Source organism: Bacteroidota bacterium (genome assembly GCA_016194975.1).
Taxonomy (GTDB): Bacteria; Bacteroidota; Bacteroidia; order Palsa-965; family Palsa-965.
Window position 1 is genome coordinate 66,866 of sequence record JACQAM010000020.1, and the last position, 19,168, is coordinate 86,033.

At 43.8% G+C, this 19,168-nt stretch carries 15 protein-coding genes; 8 read left to right on the forward strand and 7 right to left on the reverse strand.

Going from position 1 to position 19,168, the window contains the following annotated elements; genetic code table 11:
* Position 1: 1 nt before the first annotated feature.
* From HY064_12805 to HY064_12820, 4 genes are all read right to left on the reverse strand, one after another.
* Positions 2-1,129, reverse strand: coding sequence for a hypothetical protein (locus HY064_12805; GenBank protein ID MBI3511534.1), 1,128 nt, complete (start codon positions 1,127-1,129; stop codon positions 2-4).
* A 67-nt stretch (positions 1,130-1,196) separates the two neighbouring features.
* The gene (locus tag HY064_12810) at positions 1,197-2,270 is read right to left on the reverse strand and encodes a PA0069 family radical SAM protein (GenBank protein ID MBI3511535.1); all 1,074 of its coding nucleotides are present in this window, start codon (positions 2,268-2,270) and stop codon (positions 1,197-1,199) included.
* 195 nt (positions 2,271-2,465) lie between these two features.
* Positions 2,466-3,842, reverse strand: a complete 1,377-nt coding sequence (locus HY064_12815; protein MBI3511536.1) for a DUF1573 domain-containing protein — start codon at positions 3,840-3,842, stop codon at positions 2,466-2,468.
* 113 nt (positions 3,843-3,955) lie between these two features.
* On the reverse strand, positions 3,956-5,386 hold the full coding sequence (locus HY064_12820) for a choice-of-anchor B family protein (protein ID MBI3511537.1): 1,431 nt from the start codon (positions 5,384-5,386) through the stop codon (positions 3,956-3,958).
* Between the two features lie 396 nt (positions 5,387-5,782).
* Here HY064_12820 and HY064_12825 point away from each other — a divergent pair, with 396 nt between their 5' ends.
* Complete coding sequence (locus HY064_12825) at positions 5,783-6,316, forward strand: hypothetical protein (GenBank protein ID MBI3511538.1); 534 nt, start codon at positions 5,783-5,785, stop codon at positions 6,314-6,316.
* A gap of 100 nt (positions 6,317-6,416) precedes the next feature.
* Positions 6,417-7,826: a T9SS type A sorting domain-containing protein gene (locus HY064_12830; GenBank protein MBI3511539.1), complete on the forward strand. Its 1,410-nt coding sequence runs from the start codon at positions 6,417-6,419 to the stop codon at positions 7,824-7,826.
* Positions 7,827-7,921: 95 nt separating this feature from the next.
* Here the strand turns inward: HY064_12830 and HY064_12835 are convergent, their stop codons facing one another.
* The 3 genes from HY064_12835 to HY064_12845 form a co-directional block, all read right to left on the reverse strand.
* Positions 7,922-8,737: a purine-nucleoside phosphorylase gene (locus tag HY064_12835; GenBank protein ID MBI3511540.1), complete on the reverse strand. Its 816-nt coding sequence runs from the start codon at positions 8,735-8,737 to the stop codon at positions 7,922-7,924.
* Entirely contained in the window at positions 8,700-9,791 is a 1,092-nt protein-coding gene (gene lpxK / locus HY064_12840; GenBank protein MBI3511541.1) for a tetraacyldisaccharide 4'-kinase, read from the reverse strand. Before lpxK ends, HY064_12835 begins: the two co-directional genes overlap by 38 nt.
* 110 nt (positions 9,792-9,901) lie before the next feature.
* A complete protein-coding gene (locus tag HY064_12845) occupies positions 9,902-12,034 on the reverse strand; it encodes a S8 family peptidase (GenBank protein ID MBI3511542.1) in 2,133 nt (710 codons plus the stop codon).
* Between the two features lie 83 nt (positions 12,035-12,117).
* On the opposite strand from HY064_12845, the gene HY064_12850 reads away from it, so the two are divergent.
* The 6 genes from HY064_12850 (at position 12,118) to HY064_12875 (ending at position 19,144) form a co-directional block, all read left to right on the forward strand.
* The gene (locus tag HY064_12850) at positions 12,118-12,753 is read left to right on the forward strand and encodes a hypothetical protein (protein ID MBI3511543.1); all 636 of its coding nucleotides are present in this window, start codon (positions 12,118-12,120) and stop codon (positions 12,751-12,753) included.
* 311 nt (positions 12,754-13,064) lie between these two features.
* A complete protein-coding gene (ettA, locus tag HY064_12855; GenBank protein MBI3511544.1) occupies positions 13,065-14,738 on the forward strand; it encodes an energy-dependent translational throttle protein EttA in 1,674 nt (557 codons plus the stop codon).
* Positions 14,739-14,807: 69 nt separating this feature from the next.
* Positions 14,808-15,533, forward strand: coding sequence for a hypothetical protein (locus tag HY064_12860; protein MBI3511545.1), 726 nt, complete (start codon positions 14,808-14,810; stop codon positions 15,531-15,533).
* A 63-nt stretch (positions 15,534-15,596) separates the two neighbouring features.
* Positions 15,597-16,991: a histidine--tRNA ligase gene (locus HY064_12865; protein MBI3511546.1), complete on the forward strand. Its 1,395-nt coding sequence runs from the start codon at positions 15,597-15,599 to the stop codon at positions 16,989-16,991.
* 66 nt (positions 16,992-17,057) lie between these two features.
* Positions 17,058-18,572, forward strand: coding sequence for a histidine ammonia-lyase (gene hutH / locus HY064_12870; GenBank protein MBI3511547.1), 1,515 nt, complete (start codon positions 17,058-17,060; stop codon positions 18,570-18,572).
* Positions 18,572-19,144: a hypothetical protein gene (locus HY064_12875; protein MBI3511548.1), complete on the forward strand. Its 573-nt coding sequence runs from the start codon at positions 18,572-18,574 to the stop codon at positions 19,142-19,144. The genes hutH and HY064_12875 overlap by 1 nt, the downstream gene beginning before the upstream one ends.
* The last annotated feature ends 24 nt before the right edge of the window (positions 19,145-19,168 follow it).

The window sequence follows — 19,168 nt, forward strand, 5'->3', positions numbered from 1 at the left end:
TTCAATTGAATTCGGAAGTGGAAATAATCTCCTTCACCAATTGATCGAGCACATCAATGGAAGGACTGTGTTCCGGCACAATGAACTGGAAAACCATTCCTTTCGAATTTCCCCACGTACGTTGCAGGTAATACCGCCTGATATAAAGGTTGTGATCGAGATCGTGCGCCGTATAAACAGCACCGATGCGATAAATATTCTGTTCATTGCCAACAGAAATTTTTGCAATGGGTTCATTCGAGATCGTGATGATGCTGTCTCCTTCCGCAAGATAGTCGCGCATGTCCTGGTCGGCGGCTTTCGAAAATTCCACGCTTCCTGTCGATGGCAATTCTGCAATGATCACCGAATAATCTCCCGCGCGCGCATCGGAATACCAGAAACGCACAACAGCAGAATCTTCATCGACTCGCATGCCGTTCGTCATACAGCATTTCCATTTATATATTTCATTGCTGTAACCAAGCTCTCCCATTTTACAATTCAATGAAACAGAAAGATCGCAGGGTTCGAATTCTTCCTGCGTTTTTCCTCTCTGGTAAACAATGAAGTTGTCGAAAAGAAGATGTTGCCTTCCTCCGATATAAATTCCGAAAAAAGTTCCGTAAGGAGCCATGAAGTCAATTGTTTTTACTACAAGTTCATTGATGCAGAGATTCAGTTTCATTTTCCCGTTCACATTCACTGCATTCACACGAAGCCAGTTCACGCCTTTCACATTGATAAATGAATTAGGAGTAGGAGCAATGATCTCTTTCCAAACATTGTTCGTTTGCATTTTAAATCCGTATCGCCCGTCGCCGGTAATGTAAAATGCAAAATAATTATTCACGTCGCCGGCTCCCCAGCACAAACCGTACGGAATATTCGCCGCACCTGAAATATAACCTGTGCTGATCTCGGCGCGGAATGGTTTCATGGAATCGATCACCGCTCCTTTTGCATCGAGAAAATCTCCGTCATATTTTATTTCCGCATCCAGTTGCCCCGAATCAATATAAACTTTTGCCGAATCATCATTCCTCGTGAGCCAACCGCTGCTGTTGTCGTCGAACCCGTCGAATGCGCTGAATTGTGCGTGAATGAATGTTGTACTGAAAAGAAGGAAAACGAGAAATATTTTTTTCACGATGCAAAGATACGTTTTGTGAGAGACGAAGATGTTTTGTTAGGGTTGCTGCAACGATCGGACCATTTCAAAATAATTTCATCTGCGCATCGCCCGCGCGAGGATCGAAAAGCGAAAGATCGTATTCGAATTTACTTTTCTCAGGGAAATACTTTGCTTTCGAAATTTTAAAAAGACGATTGATGCTTTTTGCAATTTCTCCTTCTCCGCGCATGCGCGTTCCGAAACGGCTGTCGTTGATCTGTCCTCCGTGCGTATCTTCAATTCCGTGCAGCACTTTCTGTTCGCGGTCGGGATAATTTTTTTTCAGCCAGTCTTTGAAAATAATCCTTACATCACCATTCAACCGCACGATCGTATAGCTCGCAGTGATCGCTCCTGCTTCAGAAGCAGCTTTCAGTACCTCCGGAATTTCGTGACTGTTCAATCCGTAAATGATGGGTGCAACCATCACACCAACAGGAATTCCCGCCTGGGAAAGTTGTTGCACGGTTTCAAATCGTTGTTTGTAAGAAGCAGTGCGCGGTTCCGTTTTCATTCTGAATTCTTCATCGACGCCGGTGATGCTGATCATGACGTGAACGAGTTTCAATTTTGCCATTTCTGAAAGAAGATCAAGATCCCGGCGAATGAGTGCATTTTTTGTAATCATTCCAACCGGGTGACGGAATTTCAAAAGCACTTCCAGCATCTTCCGCGTGATGCCTAACTTTCTTTCCACCGGCTGATAAATATCGGTGTTGCCTGCGAACATGATGGGTTCCGGAATTCTTTTTGGATTAGAAAGTTCTTTGGCAAGAATTTCTGCCGCATTTTCTTTCACAATTATTTTCCGTTCGAAATCAAGTCCCGCGCTGTAGCCCCAGTACGTATGCGTGTTGCGCGCATAACAGTACACGCACCCGTGCTCGCAACCCTGGTAAGGATTCATCGAGAGCCCCATGAGATCGGGACTGTTCACCTTGTTGATGATGGTTTTCGGATGCGTGAAAATAATTTCTGTTTTTTCGTCGAGCAAAAGCGGTTCATCGATCTGCTCGTAATGTTCCATCACACGTTCCTGTTTCAGAAAACGATTCTGTGGATTGATCTGTGCGCCGCGGCCGCGGAAATGATCACCGGATTTTTTTTCTTCGCTCATTCAAAAATAAATTCTTCGAAAAGTAATCCGGAAAATTGTGTGTTACAAATAAAGCTAAATCACTTAGCAAAACCAATCTGTGAATAATCTGCGAAATCTGTGGCAATTTTATTTCTATTCAGGAAAAGATTATTTCATATTGAAGAATTTTGCCACAGATTTGCACGGATTAATTCTAAGATCAAAAATGTAAAATCACTTCCCTTTCACTTCTCCTTTTACCCGGATCACTTTCGTAAAAAGTCCATTGGTACAATCCGCAGAAGTATAAGTGATGCTGATTGCTCTTTCAAAAATTCCGACATGCGTTGCATCGTAAATAAAAATCACCTGGAAATTTTCACCCGGCTGTATCGCATCTTTTTTCGAGCATCCTGCATGTGCGCCGTCGGATGTAGTTGCACCGGTAACTGTGATCGCCACCCCTGAATTATTTTTCATCGTGATCACGCGCTTGACCACTTTCACCGAGTCGTTTGAAATAGTTCCGTAGTCGATAGTTGCATCGACACCACTTACGAGAGAATTTTTTCCTTCCCATTTTCCATCCACTTCGCCAGCCATGTACACACTGAAACTATAAAAGAACGGCGAGAAGAGGATCGGAAATTCTTTTGTGAAATGCCCGGAATCTGCAAGCAAAGTATTGTAAGAAACTTTCACAGAAAAATTTTCTCCCGGCGCAATGCTGGTTTTATCGAACACAATGCAGGGATTGCCGGATTTCGATGCGTCGAGCGTAACGCTTCCTTTGTTGACGAATTTGAATTCGCCGGTTACAGTTGTTCCGCGTTTTTCATGACGGACAAAAAATGTATCGGGCCCCTGGAAGACAAGATTGGGGATGATCACACAGGAGAACTCCTGCGTCACAAAATCTTCCCGCCCTTTATCGGCATGAAAAAAGAAAGCAGGATTTCCACCATAATAAAAATTCATTTTTCCTTTCGAATTCCCATTTAGTTTTACTTCTACCGCTTTTCCGGGATCGACTTTCACCGGAAGTTTCATGGCGACGCTCAGCGTTGGTTCTGCAAAAGAAACAGAATCAACAGTGATCGTTTTTGTTCCGTTGTTCATGATCACGCAATTGAAATGTGCAAGATCTCCTTCTTTCACTTTGAAATTGTAGAGTTTGTTGTCATAATTTATCGTCACAGGATCTTTGTAAGTGCAATGCAGGGCAATGATCTCTGCACCCGTTCTTGAATTTGAAATTATTTTTATGCGTTCCACTGAAATTGTATTCCCTGTATAGATAATTGAAATTTCCCCGTACTGTCCGGGCTTGAGAGAATTGGGATAATGCACATTCGGTGTAGCGGGCAACCAGGCCGTATCATGTATCACCGCTTGCTGCGCCGTGGTAAAAACGAGATCTTTTTTTCCGGTGTTCAGGCAGCCGATCCTGATCTCGCGGAATTTTGAATAATCATAGGTTTTTGAAGAGCGCTCGAATTTAAACGGAACCGTATCGAGCAAAACATCGTGGCGGTAAAGTTCCAGCGTCTGCGAATGAAGCGCGTTAAAAACGAAAAGAAAAAAAAGTGAAAAAGTGAACAGGGTTTTCACACAATAAAAATATGCAATAAATAGGGATTGTTGAATACGTATAGTATTGAGTATTGAGTACTGGGTTATGAGTTTTTTTCTTAATAAATTGCCAATAACCCATAACTCACAACTTATTTCGCCTTCACTAATCTCGACGTTCCCGAAAAATTATCCCCGTTAACTTTCACCGTGTACGTTCCCTCATCCAATTTTTCTCCCGCCACATCGAGCAAAGAATTTCCTGCCGGCATTACCTGTGTTTCTGTCAAAACCATTCTTCCTTCATTGTCATAAACAGCATAAGTGATCGGTTGTGGTTTTTCCAGTTTTAAATTGATGAAAAAATTATCGCTGAACGGATTCGGAAACGCACTCAGCGAAAGTTGCGGCGCAGAAATATTATTTGCAGAAAGTAAAGTGGCCTGTGTAATATCGAAAATGTAAAGCCCGTTCTGCATATCGCTCGCGAGCACGTGCCCGCTCGGGAGATCCGTGTACGCGCCCCACACACCGTGATATGCCTGCGTATAGTTTGGATAATTGATGAGCGTGTCGGTATCAAAATATCCGGTGCTCACACAATTTGCAGGATTGGAAATATCGAAGATCTGCAATCCGTCTGTGTAATTCGCCGCAACAAGAATATCATTCCCGATGATGTATGGATTGTGTGGCGTATTCCCGACATGAGAACGGAAAACCTGGTTCACGGTAAGATTTCCGAGATTGGAAACGTCGAGCGATTTTATTCCTTTACCGGCAGGAACTTCATCCATGAAAATTACAGTGCGTCCGTCCTGCGTGAGAAAACTGCTGTGATTGTATCCCTGCTCGGGATAATTCTGCAATGCGGCGAGTTCTGTAAAATCATTTGTTGTTCCATTGTTGAATTTGTAAATGTAAAGTCCGTCGTATGCACACGACGCATACACCGTATCATTTCGCACAAACATGTCGTGCACCTGCCCGATCGCTGGATAATCCTGGTCGAGTGAGCGGATAAATGTTGGTGTAGTCGGATCGGCAGCAAGATCGTACACGGCCATCGGATAATAAAAACTACTCGACACGCCATTCACATATCCGCCATACAATTTATCTCCGTCAACATAGATCGTGTGGCAACGTTCAAAAATTGAATTGTCGTCGCGCACCACGTGTACAGAATCGGGGAGATAAGAAAGATCGGCGATGATAAAAGAATTCGGCGCGGCATCATCACTCACGATGTAACAATAATTCTGGTATGTTTTTATTTCGTGCCAGATAAGATTTCCATGAACAGCCGGAACGTAATCGCACACAACAGGAGTCGCAGGATTTGTTACGTCAATGAATTCTGTTCCGGTAGAAGTTCCGATGATCGCATATTCTTTTCCGGTTGATGCCTGGTACCATCCCCACACGGCCTGGTATTTTATTCCATAAGTAGGTTCGGCGGGCTGAGCAGGATTCCACCAATGGCCGAGTTTGGAAACATTCACCGCGTTGTAGTTTTCAGTTTGCGCTGTGAGAACAGAGAATGGAGAGAAGAGAATGGAAAAGAGTAAAATTTTTTTCATGGCGTTGCGGGCGGATTACGAATTTTCTACGGTAACTACGATTACGGATTCAGGCGAATTTACAGAGCTACAAGATACAAATAGTGATGCAGTGAAAAATGACGAAACTGTAAGTGGAAGTAAATGGCAATCAAATGGAATTTCTTAAGGGCATCTCTAATAACTTCGAACTGCTGCGTTGGACTACGTCCTCAAAATCCTCATTTACGAATAGTAAATTCCCGCCTTGCATTTCTGTGTTTTTAGAGATGCCCTAATGATAATTGGCGGAATGGAGTTGGTTGTACAATAAATTAAATTGTTGTTGCTAATCAGGCGGGAAAGTTGATGTACATTTCCATTTTGGAATCAACACTAATTCATTGCTATTTAAATTCTATAGTTGCAATAACAACCATGAACAGATTCAACTTAACGCCACGTTCAATTCTTTCTGTCATCATGATTGTATTGCTGGCTGCTTATTACATTGGAAGATTTGTGACGGGTAATGACCACTGGTATAATTCATCTTCGTCTTCATCCACAAAAAGTTCGGCAATGGAGAATTACTGGAAATCGAAAACTAAAGAACTTTCGGGTAATATAGATGGCCGGGATATCGGAATGCTTCTTTATGTGGATTCGAATCGCGCTTACGGAAATTATTATTTTGTGGATACGAACGGAGTTATCAAAATAACATCAGGTGACGGAAACAGCGTGTCGGGAACTTTTTCAGATACGACTAAAACGATTTGGTACACGGTGAGTGGAATTGTTGAGGATAGCAATTTTTTTCTTTACGAACTCGATTCTGCGAGAACTATCATGGGAACTTTCCGTGGTAAGTTTATCGATGAGGATGAGATCTCCGGTTATTATCTTAAAAATGCCGCGAAAGATTCTGTGCTGTTCAAATTATCCAATTATTCCTATGTGAAGCAGTGAAATGGCATTGCTATTTATTATCCGGTGATAATTAATTTAATTACAACTTGATTTTGCGGGAGGAATGATTTACTTTTCTGAAAGCAAATAAGTCGTTCTCATGAAAAAACTTCTACTCACTCTTTCCGTTGTTGTCGCTGCGGCAACAATTTCAATTGGACAATCTCAGTCTTATTGGCTGACAACCACTTTTGGTGGCAGCCCCGGCGGTGGAACTATCAGTAAGATGTCACCAACTGGTGTTGGCTTCGCTCACGTTTATGATTTTCTCTATGCCACTGGATGCAATCCTTACGGCAACATGATTCAGGCGAGTGACGGATATCTTTATGGCACATCAGAAAATGGCGGGCCATCCGGTAGTTGCGTTATTTTCCGATACGATCTTGTCAATAATATTTATGCTGATGTTCATGATTTTTATTTTGCAGACGGATATATTCCGTGGTCGGGACTCACAGAGTTGAACGGTGTTCTCTATGGCGTTACGTGGGATGGAGGAGTTTATTCAAACGGAGTTCTCTATAGTTACAATTTATCGAATGGAGTTTATACCGACCTCTATGATTTTAATTCCACGTATGGTAGTTATCCGTGGAGTGCGCTCACTGTTGCAAACGGGAAATTATATGGAATGGCGATGTCAGGTGGAGCAAATAACCAGGGTGGACTTTTTTGTTATGATCCTGCTACGTCAAATTATAGTTTGCTGTATAGTTTGAATAGCAGCGTGGGTGATGGTACAACTCCTTACGGAAGTCTGTTGCATGCTGCCGATGGAAAATTCTATGGACTTACAATGACAGGAGGAACAAATACGGTGGGAACTATATTCAGCTTTGATGAAAGCACATCTGCGTTCAGCACGTTGTATAATTTAACAACAGCAAGTGGCTGTCAACCGAAAGCAGCACTTGTTCAGGCACCGAATGGAATGATGTATGGAACTACTTCAGAAGGCGGGCTTGATTCCAATGGAGTAGTTTTTTCTTTCGATCCCGCCAACAATACTTACACCGATATTCATGACCTCACACTTGCTGACGGAAAGAATCCGAATGGAGATCTTACTTTATCTGCCGCTGGTTTATTGTTCGGTACAGCCACCGGTGGAGGATTCAGTGGTGCAGGAACGGCCTTCAGTTTCGATCTTTCGAATGGGGCGTTCAATGTTATTTTCAATTTCGTCGGAAACTGGGGAATGAATCCGAATGGAGGATTCAACTTTGTGGATATGTCGCTCGGGATAAAAGATCATTCTCCACTCGATGCCTCTGTCTCTCTTTTCCCTAATCCTGCGCAGGATGCGATCACCATTTCTGCTTCGAATGCAGGATCTGTTTCTTTCACCATGATCAATTCTCTAGGACAATCCGTGATGTCGTGGAAAGAAAACTCCGTGATGAATTACAACAAACGGATTGATGTTTCTGCTCTCGACGCCGGAATTTATTTCCTCGAGATGAAGAGCGGAGATAAAGTGGTGACGAAGAAATTTGTGAAGGAGTAACTAATGGATAATTGATAATGGAGAATGGTTTTGGCGCGTTAGGTCAAAGCAAGTCGGACTTCTCAATCCGTAATTTGTAATCCCGTAATTTGTAATTAGAGTCTGGCGATCAGCTCTTTCATCAGCAACGTCATTTTTTTTTCTGTTGCCTGTGCCGCTTTCTGAACATCTGCGTGTGTGACTTCTACAATTTTTCCGGGAACACCAAGATCAGTGATTACCGACATCGCGAAGACAGGAATTTCCATGTGGCGCGCAACGATCACTTCCGGAACTGTACTCATGCCCACGGCGTCTGCGCCTATGTTGCGCACATACGCGTATTCGGCCGGAGTTTCAAAAGTAGGCCCGCTCATTCCGGCATAAATTCCTTCCTGCACACGGATGTTTTTTTCTGCAGCAATATTTTTTGCAAGCGCAATTAATTTTCTGTCATAAGGTTCGCTCATGTCGGGAAAACGTGCGCCGAATTTTTTTTCATTGGGACCAATGAGCGGATTCGTCGGGAATAAATTGATGTGATCGTTGATGATCATCAATTCTCCAATGGAAAAAGCGGGATTCACTCCGCCGCTTGCATTGGAAACAAAAAGCCGTTTTATACCCAGCAGTTTCATTACGCGCACAGGAAATGTTACTTGCTGCATGGTGTATCCTTCGTAAAAATGAAAACGTCCCTGCATGGCCACTACATTTTTTCCGGAAAGTTTTCCGAAGATGAGTTTTCCCGAATGTCCTTCTACTGTTGAAACAGGAAAATCAGGAATGCTGCTGTAGTCAAGAATGAATTCTGCTGCGATCTCATTCACGAGTCCGCCGAGTCCGGTGCCGAGAATGATGCCCGTCTCCGGGAGAAAATTCTTTGTTTTTTCTTTAATGTAATTTGCTGTTGACAGGATTCGATCGTACATAATCATTTATTTGTTGATTGAAAGATTCTTCATCGCGGTCGTGAAATGCGATCTCGATTGGAATGTAATAGAGAGGAAGATCGCCGATGTATTCTGCAAGGCCGGGCTTGCGTAAGCGCATCGCATCTTTTTCCGTAGTAAGAACAATCTTTTTTTCTGATTTGGCCGATTTGAAAATTTCCTGCAAACGTAATAAGTCTGCCGGAGAAAATTCATGGTGATCGGGGAAACGATAGGGAATGAGTTCGGTCACTTTGTCCTTGAGAAAATATTCCAGCGAATGAGAATTGGCAATGCCGGTGAGCAGGACAATGGTGAATTTATTTTCAAAAAAGTGTTCTTTCGGTTTTATTTCGAGCTCGCCCACGTTGCCGAAAGGAATGAATTCTCCATAGCGAATCCAGGAAAAATAAACTTTCTGCCACGGCTGGGGTTTTATTTCTTTGATAATGCGTTTGCGTTCGAGCGGAGAGAACATCTGCGGAGTTTTTGTCACAACAATGATGTCCGCACGTTTGTCGCCCGATCGCGGCTCGCGCAGATTCCCGGTGGGCAGCATACGATCTTCATAATACAAAAGAGCATAATCCGTAAGCAGGATCTGCAAGCCGGGTTTTATTCTCCGGTGCTGAAAAACATCATCCAGAATAATCACCTGGCGATCGGGAAAATTGACGAGTAACTTTTTTACACCATGAACACGATTTCCATCTACTGCAACAGGAACTTCTTCCGGGAAACGGTGGCGGAACTGCATGGGTTCATCGCCAATCTCGTCGGTGAGCGAATCTGCTTTTGCAAGAATGAATCCTGATGTTTTTCTTCCGTAACCGCGACTCAGTGTTGCCACTTTGTATTTTCCCCGCAAAAGTTTGACGAGATATTCCACGTGCGGAGTTTTTCCCGTGCCGCCTACGGTAAGATTTCCAACGCCAATTGTTGAAACCGATTTTATTTCTGTGGAAGGAAGAATGCCCGCATCAAATAATTTATTCCGGATCACAACGATCAGTCCGTAGAGTATAGAAAAAGGCCATGCCAGAAGACGGAGCACATTCATCGTGAGCGAAATTAGTAAATGTGGCGTTACAGGTTCTCATTTCTCATTTCTGAGTTCTCATTTCTCATTGTGTAAAGAAGTGATGAAGTGCCGCTCCATAAAAATCATTCCACAACGATCTTCTTCGCCGTAAAATAATTTTCGCCTGACATTTTCACGAGATAAATTCCACCGGCGAGTGAATTCGCAGCAAGATGAACGGATGAAGTTCCGGGAGAAATATTTTCGGAATAAACCAGTGCGCCTGTAGTGGACCAGATCTCGAATTTCATTGGAGCATTCACTGCATTAAAATGAATTTCCATTTCTGTTTCGCCATTGAGCGGATCGGGATAAAATGAAATTTCATTGCCGTCAACGATGGTTGAGGAAGTGGTGAGCGCGCAATTCGTCATCATGCTGAATGCATCAATTTTTCCATAACCCCATGTGTAATCAGGAAGACTGCTGCCGGTGAACACATCCTGTTTCGCACAATAGATCACTGCATTTTTACAATCCTGCCAGGTTGCATTCGGATGAAGTTGTAAATACAACGCGACCGATCCGGCAACCACAGGAGATGCAGCGCTCGTTCCTCCGTCCACAACATGAAATCCACCGACACCTACATACTGTGGTGCGCCTGCAATGATGGCCGGCAATTCGCTGATCACACCACACGAAATATCATTGGCGCCGGGAGCAGAAATATCCGGCTTGTATCTTCCATCACGCGTTGGCCCCACGCTGGAATTCCACATGATGGTTCCTGCAGTTACAGTCGTATCGTGTTCCCAGGTATTGTTCACATCCATCCACACATCGCGATTCACATAATTCGCAACAGTGATCGTGCGGTTCGAACATTGGAAGCTGCTGCATAGTGTGTAAGTGGTATCGGTTTGTTTGTAATAAGCGATGTTAGGATAAGTTGTGGAATTCGGAAGAGGATTGGTGTAAATATCAAAACTCCAGAGATGAAAAAGACCGCTGCCGGTTGTGAGTAAACTGTAATCGTAAGTGGTGGATGAATCCTGCACAATGAGAAATTCCATACTGTAAGCGCTTCCTTGTATAGTGGCCACTCGTGAAATAATTGCAAGCCGTTGCCCTGCTGAATTTTTCAGTGTGTCCACGCTGATGCCGGGAAGATTACTCTGAATGTTTGTGAACAGTGTTCTTCCTTTGTCAATGAAACTTACATCCTGCGTGCAACCGATCGCGAATTTTGCGCTGTTGAAATTAGTGGTGTCGGCCCAGAGTTGTAAATAAATATTCTGCGAAGAGTTGAACCACGTAAGATTCGTATCGGATGAAAGGGTGTAAGAAAGATGAATGGGAAGATTTCCTGCGTTGCCCGCCGCGCACACAAACGCGCGTCCCGGCGTGTTGAGCATCGTATCAATCATCATTGCTTCCGGATCCTGTCCGTCGTGCGAACCGTAGTAATCGCCCACGCTCGCGTTGATCACGCACGGGCGCCCGAGCGACATAGCAACGCTGTAAATATATTCTGCTGCATCGGCCACAGCGGAATTGGAATACACATAATTGAAATCGAGTGCAACAACAACAAAATTTACATTGGGAGCAGCGCCGCTGTAATCGCGCGCAACAGTGGATGAACCATTTCCTCCCGCGATCCCGCTTGTGTGCGTACCGTGACCGAAATACTGCAGATCATTATGCGTACATGATCCGTTATTGATCTGCGCGCTGTCCCACAAAGTTCCGTAGAGCCACGGCGTTGGACCAGTTCCGCTCGTGTCGCGCTGATCCCAGATGTAGAGAATTCTTGTTTTTCCATTGGAATCTTTAAAATCAGGATGATTGAAATCGATGCCGGAATCTATCATTCCCATAATTACATTGTCGCCTTTGTAGGGTTGCGTGAGTGGCGCCATTCCATTGTGCACATTGTTCAAACCGGTTTGTTGCTTGATCGTATCATTCATCAACTGCATTTTCCCGACGGAATTCCCAATGCGCACAATGCCATTCTCCTTCGAGAAATTCACGAGTTCATGTGCAGGAATGCATACGGAGCAGATCATTCCTTCGTTGTACACGAGATAACCATTGTGTTTTTTAGCTGCATCAGCAATCTCCAGCGGATTTCCCTGTACAAGAATGCGGATGTTTTCATTCGCAGCATAATGGGAAGCTTTTTCGTAAAGCGCCAATGGAATTTTCATTTCCTGTGCAATGCTGAATAAGGGGAGAAGGAGAGTGGAAAGAATAAATATTTTTTTCATGAGAAGGAAATTATCTTATTAAAAATACGGAAAAATCTTTGCGCCTTTGCGCCTATGCGGTAAAATAACTTGCGATATTTGAAATGATGATCCGGTTTTCGTGGCTATTGTTTTTCGTCGCTGCATCAGAAATTCTTTTGGCGCAGAAAGATTCTGCTATTTACAATTCCGATTTTAAATTCAAACCCGGACTGTATCTGAATTTTTACCAGTTCCGTAATAATGCTCCTGTTCCGAGAGCGAAAATTGTTTCTGACATCGACAGTACGCGAATTGATTTCATCCGGCAGGTGACCAGTGGAAAAATGCTGACCTATCTCGATTCGGCAGGAAATCTTACGGAATTATATCCTGCGAAACTCTGGGGATTCTGCGAGAACAATTCCATTTACATTCATTACAACAACGATTTTTTCAGGATCGTTGTCATTGGAAGTTTATGTCATTTCACGGCTACCTACACGACTTACATGACTACAGGGCCAACCATGGGTGGACCCACTTACAGCACGCCGGTGCAAAGCATGCAGCAATATGTTCTGGATATGCAGAACGGATATGTTTATGATTTTATTCTCGTGAATGTGGAGCCACTTTACCAGCGCGATCCTGTGTTGTACAAAGAATTCATGACTATGGGAAAAGCGAAGAGAAGGAAAATGATGTTTTATTATTTGCGGAAATATAATGATGCGCATCCCTTGTATTTTAAGAAATGAGAATGGCGAAAGGAGATTTTGGATTTTGCCTGCCCGCCCGCAGGGATTTCTGTGGGCTGAAAATGGTCTTTATGTCGGATTTGAATTCAGGATTCGATTGATGTTTGGTGGTGGCTGGTGAATCTGTGAGATCTGTGGCAACTTTCCTATTGGTAGAAAAACATACTTCCGTAAGTAATTTTGCCACGGATTAAACTGATTTTCACCGATTCTCATTGGGAAAAACCTCACCGGTCCATGCGGCCTGCCGCCGACCACCTACCGCTGACTAATTCGTACATTTGCTCCTCCCAAAAAAAGAACACACACCTATGTCAACAGAAGGAAGACAGATCATTTTTTCGATGGTGAATGTTTCAAAAATTCATCCTCCGCAAAAACAAGTTCTGAAAGATATTTATCTCTCATTTTATTATGGCGCAAAGATCGGTGTCATCGGTTTGAATGGTTCCGGAAAATCTTCACTGCTCAGAATTATTGCGGGCGTCGACAAAGATTACATCGGAGAAGTTCATTTTTCTCCGGGATACACGATCGGTTTTCTCGAGCAGGAACCGAAACTCGATGAAACAAAAACGGTGATGGACATTGTGAAAGAAGGTGTGAAGCCGATCATGGATGTGCTGCGCGAATTCGAAGAAGTGAATAATAAATTCGCCGAGCCCGATGCCAACATGGATAAACTCATGGCGCGACAAGCGGTTCTCCAGGAAAAAATTGATCAGCTCGACGCGTGGAATATCGAAAGCAAACTCGAACGCGCAATGGATGCGTTGCAATGTCCCGAAGGCGATACGCCGGTCAATGTTTGCTCCGGTGGTGAAAGAAGACGCGTTGCCTTGTGCCGATTGCTATTGCAGCAACCCGATATTCTTTTGCTCGATGAGCCGACGAACCATCTCGATGCTGAATCGGTGCAGTGGCTGGAAAATCATTTGCAATCTTATCCCGGAACAATTATTTCAGTTACACACGATAGGTATTTTCTCGATAATGTTGCGGGATGGATTTTAGAATTGGATCGTGGCGAAGGAATTCCGTGGAAAGGAAATTATTCCGAGTGGCTCGATCAGAAATCAAAACGATTGGCGCAGGAAGAAAAAACAGAAAGCAAGCGCAGAAAAAATCTCGAGCGCGAATTGGAGTGGGTGAGAAAAGGTCCGAAGGGAAGACAATCGAAATCGAAAGCGCGTTTGGCGAATTATGAAAAAATGCTGGGCGAAGATGTGAAAACGAAAGAAGCCAACCTCGAACTTTTTATTCCGAACGGGCCTCGCCTCGGAAATGAAGTGATAGAAGCGGTGAATGTGGGAAAAGCTTTCGGAGAAAAAGTTTTGTATGAGAATATGAATTTCAAATTACCGCCGGCAGGAATTGTCGGCATCATTGGCCCGAACGGCGCAGGTAAAACAACTTTGTTCCGAATGATCATGGGCGAAGAAAAACCTGATGGTGGAGAATTTAAAGTCGGCCCAACGGTGAAAGTCGCTTACGTTGACCAGGCGCATGCAGAAATAAATCCGGAGCATACCGTTTTCGAAGCCATAACCGGCGGAACAGAATATGTGGAACTCGCCGGACATAAAATTATTTCGCGTGCGTATGTTTCAAAATTCAATTTCAACGGACAGGATCAGGGTAAAAAAGTGAAAATACTTTCAGGCGGAGAGAGAAACCGTTTGCATCTCGCGCTCACATTGCGCGGTGGATCGAATGTGTTATTGCTCGACGAGCCGACGAACGACATTGATGTGAATACGATGCGCGCACTGGAAGAAGCGCTCGATAATTTTGCGGGATGTGCAGTGATCATTTCGCACGACCGTTGGTTCCTCGATCGCGTGTGTACGCACATACTTGCGTTCGAAGGAAATTCTTCCACGTACTTTTTCGAAGGAACTTATTCCGAATACGAGGAGAATAAGAAAAAACGCCTCGGTGAAACGGAGCCGAAAAGATTCCGTTATAAAAAACTCGCGGTGTAAATTATCCAACCGGTTAGCCGGTGAGATAGGAGCAGAAATCTAAAACCAAAATTCCTAAAGAACCAAACCATGAAAAAGATCATTCTACCATTAGCAATTTGCGGAGCGCTCTTTACGAGTTTCGCATTCACCGGATCGAACGCCTGCGATGGCAACGATTTTTTTACAAAAGGAACTGTTGCAACTAACGGTTATTACAAAGCCGACGGCACACAAACAGGAACAGGAACTTCAACAGTAACTGACATTACCACGAGTGGAGATTCCACTATTGCTACCATGACTTCGTCTTATCAGGACGCGAAGAAAAAAGATCCACCGCGCGATGTAACGGTGCGCATGATCTGTCTCAAGGATAAACTGGTGATGGATCTCGGCAACATGATGGGTTCGGCATCTCCGCAGGCATCCGGAAGTAATATTAAAGTAGTGATGCTGGGAAGTCTTGTTCCTTACAAAACTTCATACACTGCAGGAGAAAAACTCGATGACATACACATGACGATGCAGATGTTCAGCAACGGAAGTTTATTTTCTACTTCAGATATTCTCATCAATAACCGCGTAGTGGATGCCGTGGAAGATCACACCACTTCTGCAGGAACATTTCATTGCTTCAAGATCAGCAGCATGAGTTCTGTGACCACCAAAATGGGAAACATGACTTTGCCAGGAGGAAAAGCAAATAAATCAGTAGAATGGTATTCTCCGGTTGCAGGAATGGTTCGCAGTGAATCTTACAAAGACGATAAGTTGATGAGCTATACGGAACTGATCGGATTGATTAAACCCTAAATTCATTTGCATTCTCATCATAGCCCACCGATTAGTGGCTATGAAAGGAAATGAAAAAATAAAATGTCTTCGAAGCCATCCATCCCAAAAGGCACACGTGATTTTTCTCCCGACGAAATGGTGAGGAGAAATTATATTTTCGATACAATTCGTTCCGTTTTTAAAAAGTACGGGTACCAGCAGATAGAGACGCCGGCGATGGAGAATTTGGAAACTCTATTGGGAAAATATGGTGAAGAGGGAGACAAATTAATTTTTAAAATCAGAAGTAATAAAAGTCTTCGTGACCAGATTGGAATTGAAAAGTCTGAAGTGCTTGATGAAATTTATCCACATTGGCTTCCACAAGTTTCGGATAAGGCGTTGCGATACGATCTCACCGTTCCATTCGCACGTTACGTCGTTCAACACCAGAATGAAATTTCGTTTCCGTTCAAGCGTTACCAGATTCAACCAGTGTGGAGAGCCGATCGTCCGCAGAAAGGTCGGTATCGTGAATTTTACCAATGTGATGCCGATGTGATCGGAAGTAATTCACTGATCAATGAAGTGGAGTTGGTGCAGATGATCGATGAAGTGTTTTCTGTTTTCAAAGTTCCGGTGACAATAAAAATCAACAACAGAAAAATCCTCGCGGGAATTGCAGAAGTCATTGGAGAAAAAGAAAAGATTGTGGATATCACCGTTGCCATTGACAAGTACGATAAAATTGGTGAGGACGGAGTAAGGAAGGAGTTGAACGAAAAGGGAATCGGAACAGATTCAATAAACAAACTAATTTCTTTTCTCAATAGTCTTTGGGCAGTGCCTGACGGAGAAGATAGAATTGATGTACTGAAGAGATACTTCCCTAATAATGATGTTGCATTAAAGGGAATTGAGGAAGTGAATTTTGTTTTTGAAAATGCTATACAATTAGGATTGTCAAACTCTAAAATTGAAATTGATATTTCTTTGGCTCGCGGACTGAATTACTACACCGGCGCCATCTTCGAAGTAAAAGCAAATGCCGGAACACTTACTTCTTCCATCTGCGGTGGCGGCCGCTACGATGATCTCACCGGAATTTTCGGTCTGCCGAATGTTTCCGGAGTTGGAATTTCATTCGGCATTGACAGGATCTTTGATGTGTTGAATGAAGTTGGTTATCCTGTGGATATGAGCGCTGTGGGAACACGTTTGATGTTCATCAACAAAGGCGGAAAGAGCGAAACGATTTCTCTGCAATTGCTCAAACAGATCCGCGAAAAAAATATTGCCGCTGAAATTTATCCCGACAATGTGAAATGGGAAAAGCAGGCGAAATATGTGGAAGCGAAAAAAATTCCATTCACTGCAACAGTTGATGAAAATACTTTTGAACATGATCAGAAGATCGCATTGAAATTCCAGGAGAATGGAAAATGGAATGCGTTGAGTTTGACAATAGATGAATTGATAAAAAGAATCTCCACGTAAACTCGGCGCCGGAGTTCGCCCTGAGCTTGTCGAAGGGCGCCTTAGCGGTAAAAACATATCTCTCGTATGAACTACGAACTCTGTCCTACTAAACCTCTCTCTCTCGAAATAATTTCGAAGTTGCTTCGTGAATTGCCCGAACTCAAACTTTCTGCCGAAGCGGAACGCCGCGTAAAATTTTCACACGATCGCTTGCATAAAATAATCGCCGATGCAAAACATCCGATCTACGGCATCAATACCGGTTTCGGCGATCTGAAGAATGAAAAAATTTCCAACGAACAACTTTCGCAACTCCAGGCAAATCTCGTGATGTCGCACGCGTGCGGTACCGGCGACAGGGTTCCTGTTGAAATCGTACGATTGATGCTCCTCCTCAAAATACAGGGACTCATTCACGGAAATTCCGGTGTGCAATTGGAAACCGTGCAGATGATGGTTGTGTTCTGGAACAACCGCATTTTTCCTGTCGTGTATGAGAACGGTTCACTCGGCGCTTCCGGCGATCTCGCTCCATTGGCACATCTTGCTCTTCCGTTCATTGGCAAAGGAGAAGTGAATGAACTCGGCACTATTCGCCCGGCAGCAGAAGTTCTCGCGGAAAAAAAAATAAAACCACTTACGCTCGAGGTGAAAGAAGGACTCGCGATCCTCAACGGAACTCAATTCATGAGCGCGTGGGGCGTGTGGATTTTGTTGCGCTCAAAAAATATTCTCGAAGCGGCGGATGCGATCGGCGCACTTTCGCTTGAAGGATACGACGGACTCCGTGAGCCATTCGATCCGCGCCTTCATGACATTCGTCCGCACCCGGGACAAATTCATTCTGCTTCTCGTATTCTTCAACTCATTGAGAAAAGTGAGATCGCAAATAAACCGAAGGAGAAAAAAGCAGATGTGCAGGATCCGTATTCTTTCCGTTGCATGCCGCAGGTGCATGGTGCTTCGCGCGATGCGTTCGCCTATGCGGAACGTGTTTTTATCACTGAAATAAATTCTGTCACTGATAATCCCACTTTATTTCCGCAGCATGATGAAATTCTTTCGGGAGGAAATTTTCACGGGCAACCTTTGGCGCTTGCACTCGATTTTCTCGCGATCGCCATTGCTGAAATAGGAAGTATTTCGGAGCGAAGAACATATTTACTGATCTCCGGCAAACGCGGACTTCCGCCAATGCTTGTATCGAAAGCCGGATTGAATTCCGGTTTGATGATCCCTCAGTACACGGCCGCTTCCATTGTCAGCCAGAATAAACAATTGTGCACGCCGGCTTCAGTCGATAGTATTGTTTCTTCGAACGGGCAGGAAGATCATGTGAGCATGGGCGCGAATGCAGCCACCAAGTGCGGGCGCGTTGTGCGTAACACGGAGCGCGTACTCGCGATCGAGCTCATGACGGCCGCGCAGGCGCTCGACATGCGCGTGAAGGAAGAAGGATTAAAAACTTCTCCGCAAATGAAAAAGCTGCATTCGCATTTCCGGAAATCTGTTGCTTATCTCGACACCGACCGTGAATTGTACACCGATATTTCTTCTGCAGAAAAGTTCATTCACGATTTTGATTTTTCTTCTTTGTAATGCGGGTTCCATTTCTCATTTTTTTCTTTTTTCTTTTTTCTGTCGCCGATGCCTGCGATTGTGATGCTGTAAAAGTTTCTGATGCATCGGTTTCGCAATACGATGTGATCTTCGTTGGGAAAGTGGTGGCTGTTTCGGGATGTGATAAAAGTTCGAAAGCGAAATTTCTTATTGAAAAACTTTTTCACGGTAAAAGTTACGAGAGCACAGAAATTGAATTCGATTGCACAAGCGATTGCCAGATGAGTTTTACTCCCGGCGAGGAATGGATCATTTACGCCGATTACAAGTCGTATGGCAAACCCGAGGTGAAATTCTGCGGGCTGAGCCGCAGGAAATTTGAAAATGAAAAAGACGATTATGTGAGCGCTTCTCACGGAATGAATTTCATAGATGAACTTTCTTTTCTGGAAAAAAAATTCGGCGTGCAGAAATTCAACGTGATGAATGTACAGGACCAGCAGCATCATGAATTGCTTCATCCTTCGTACACGCAACAATTCTGGCTGCTCCTGATCAGCATTGCAAGTATCGGACTCTTTTATTTTATCGTGAAAAAAGTTCTGAAGTGATTACTCCGAACCCCACTCTGCGAA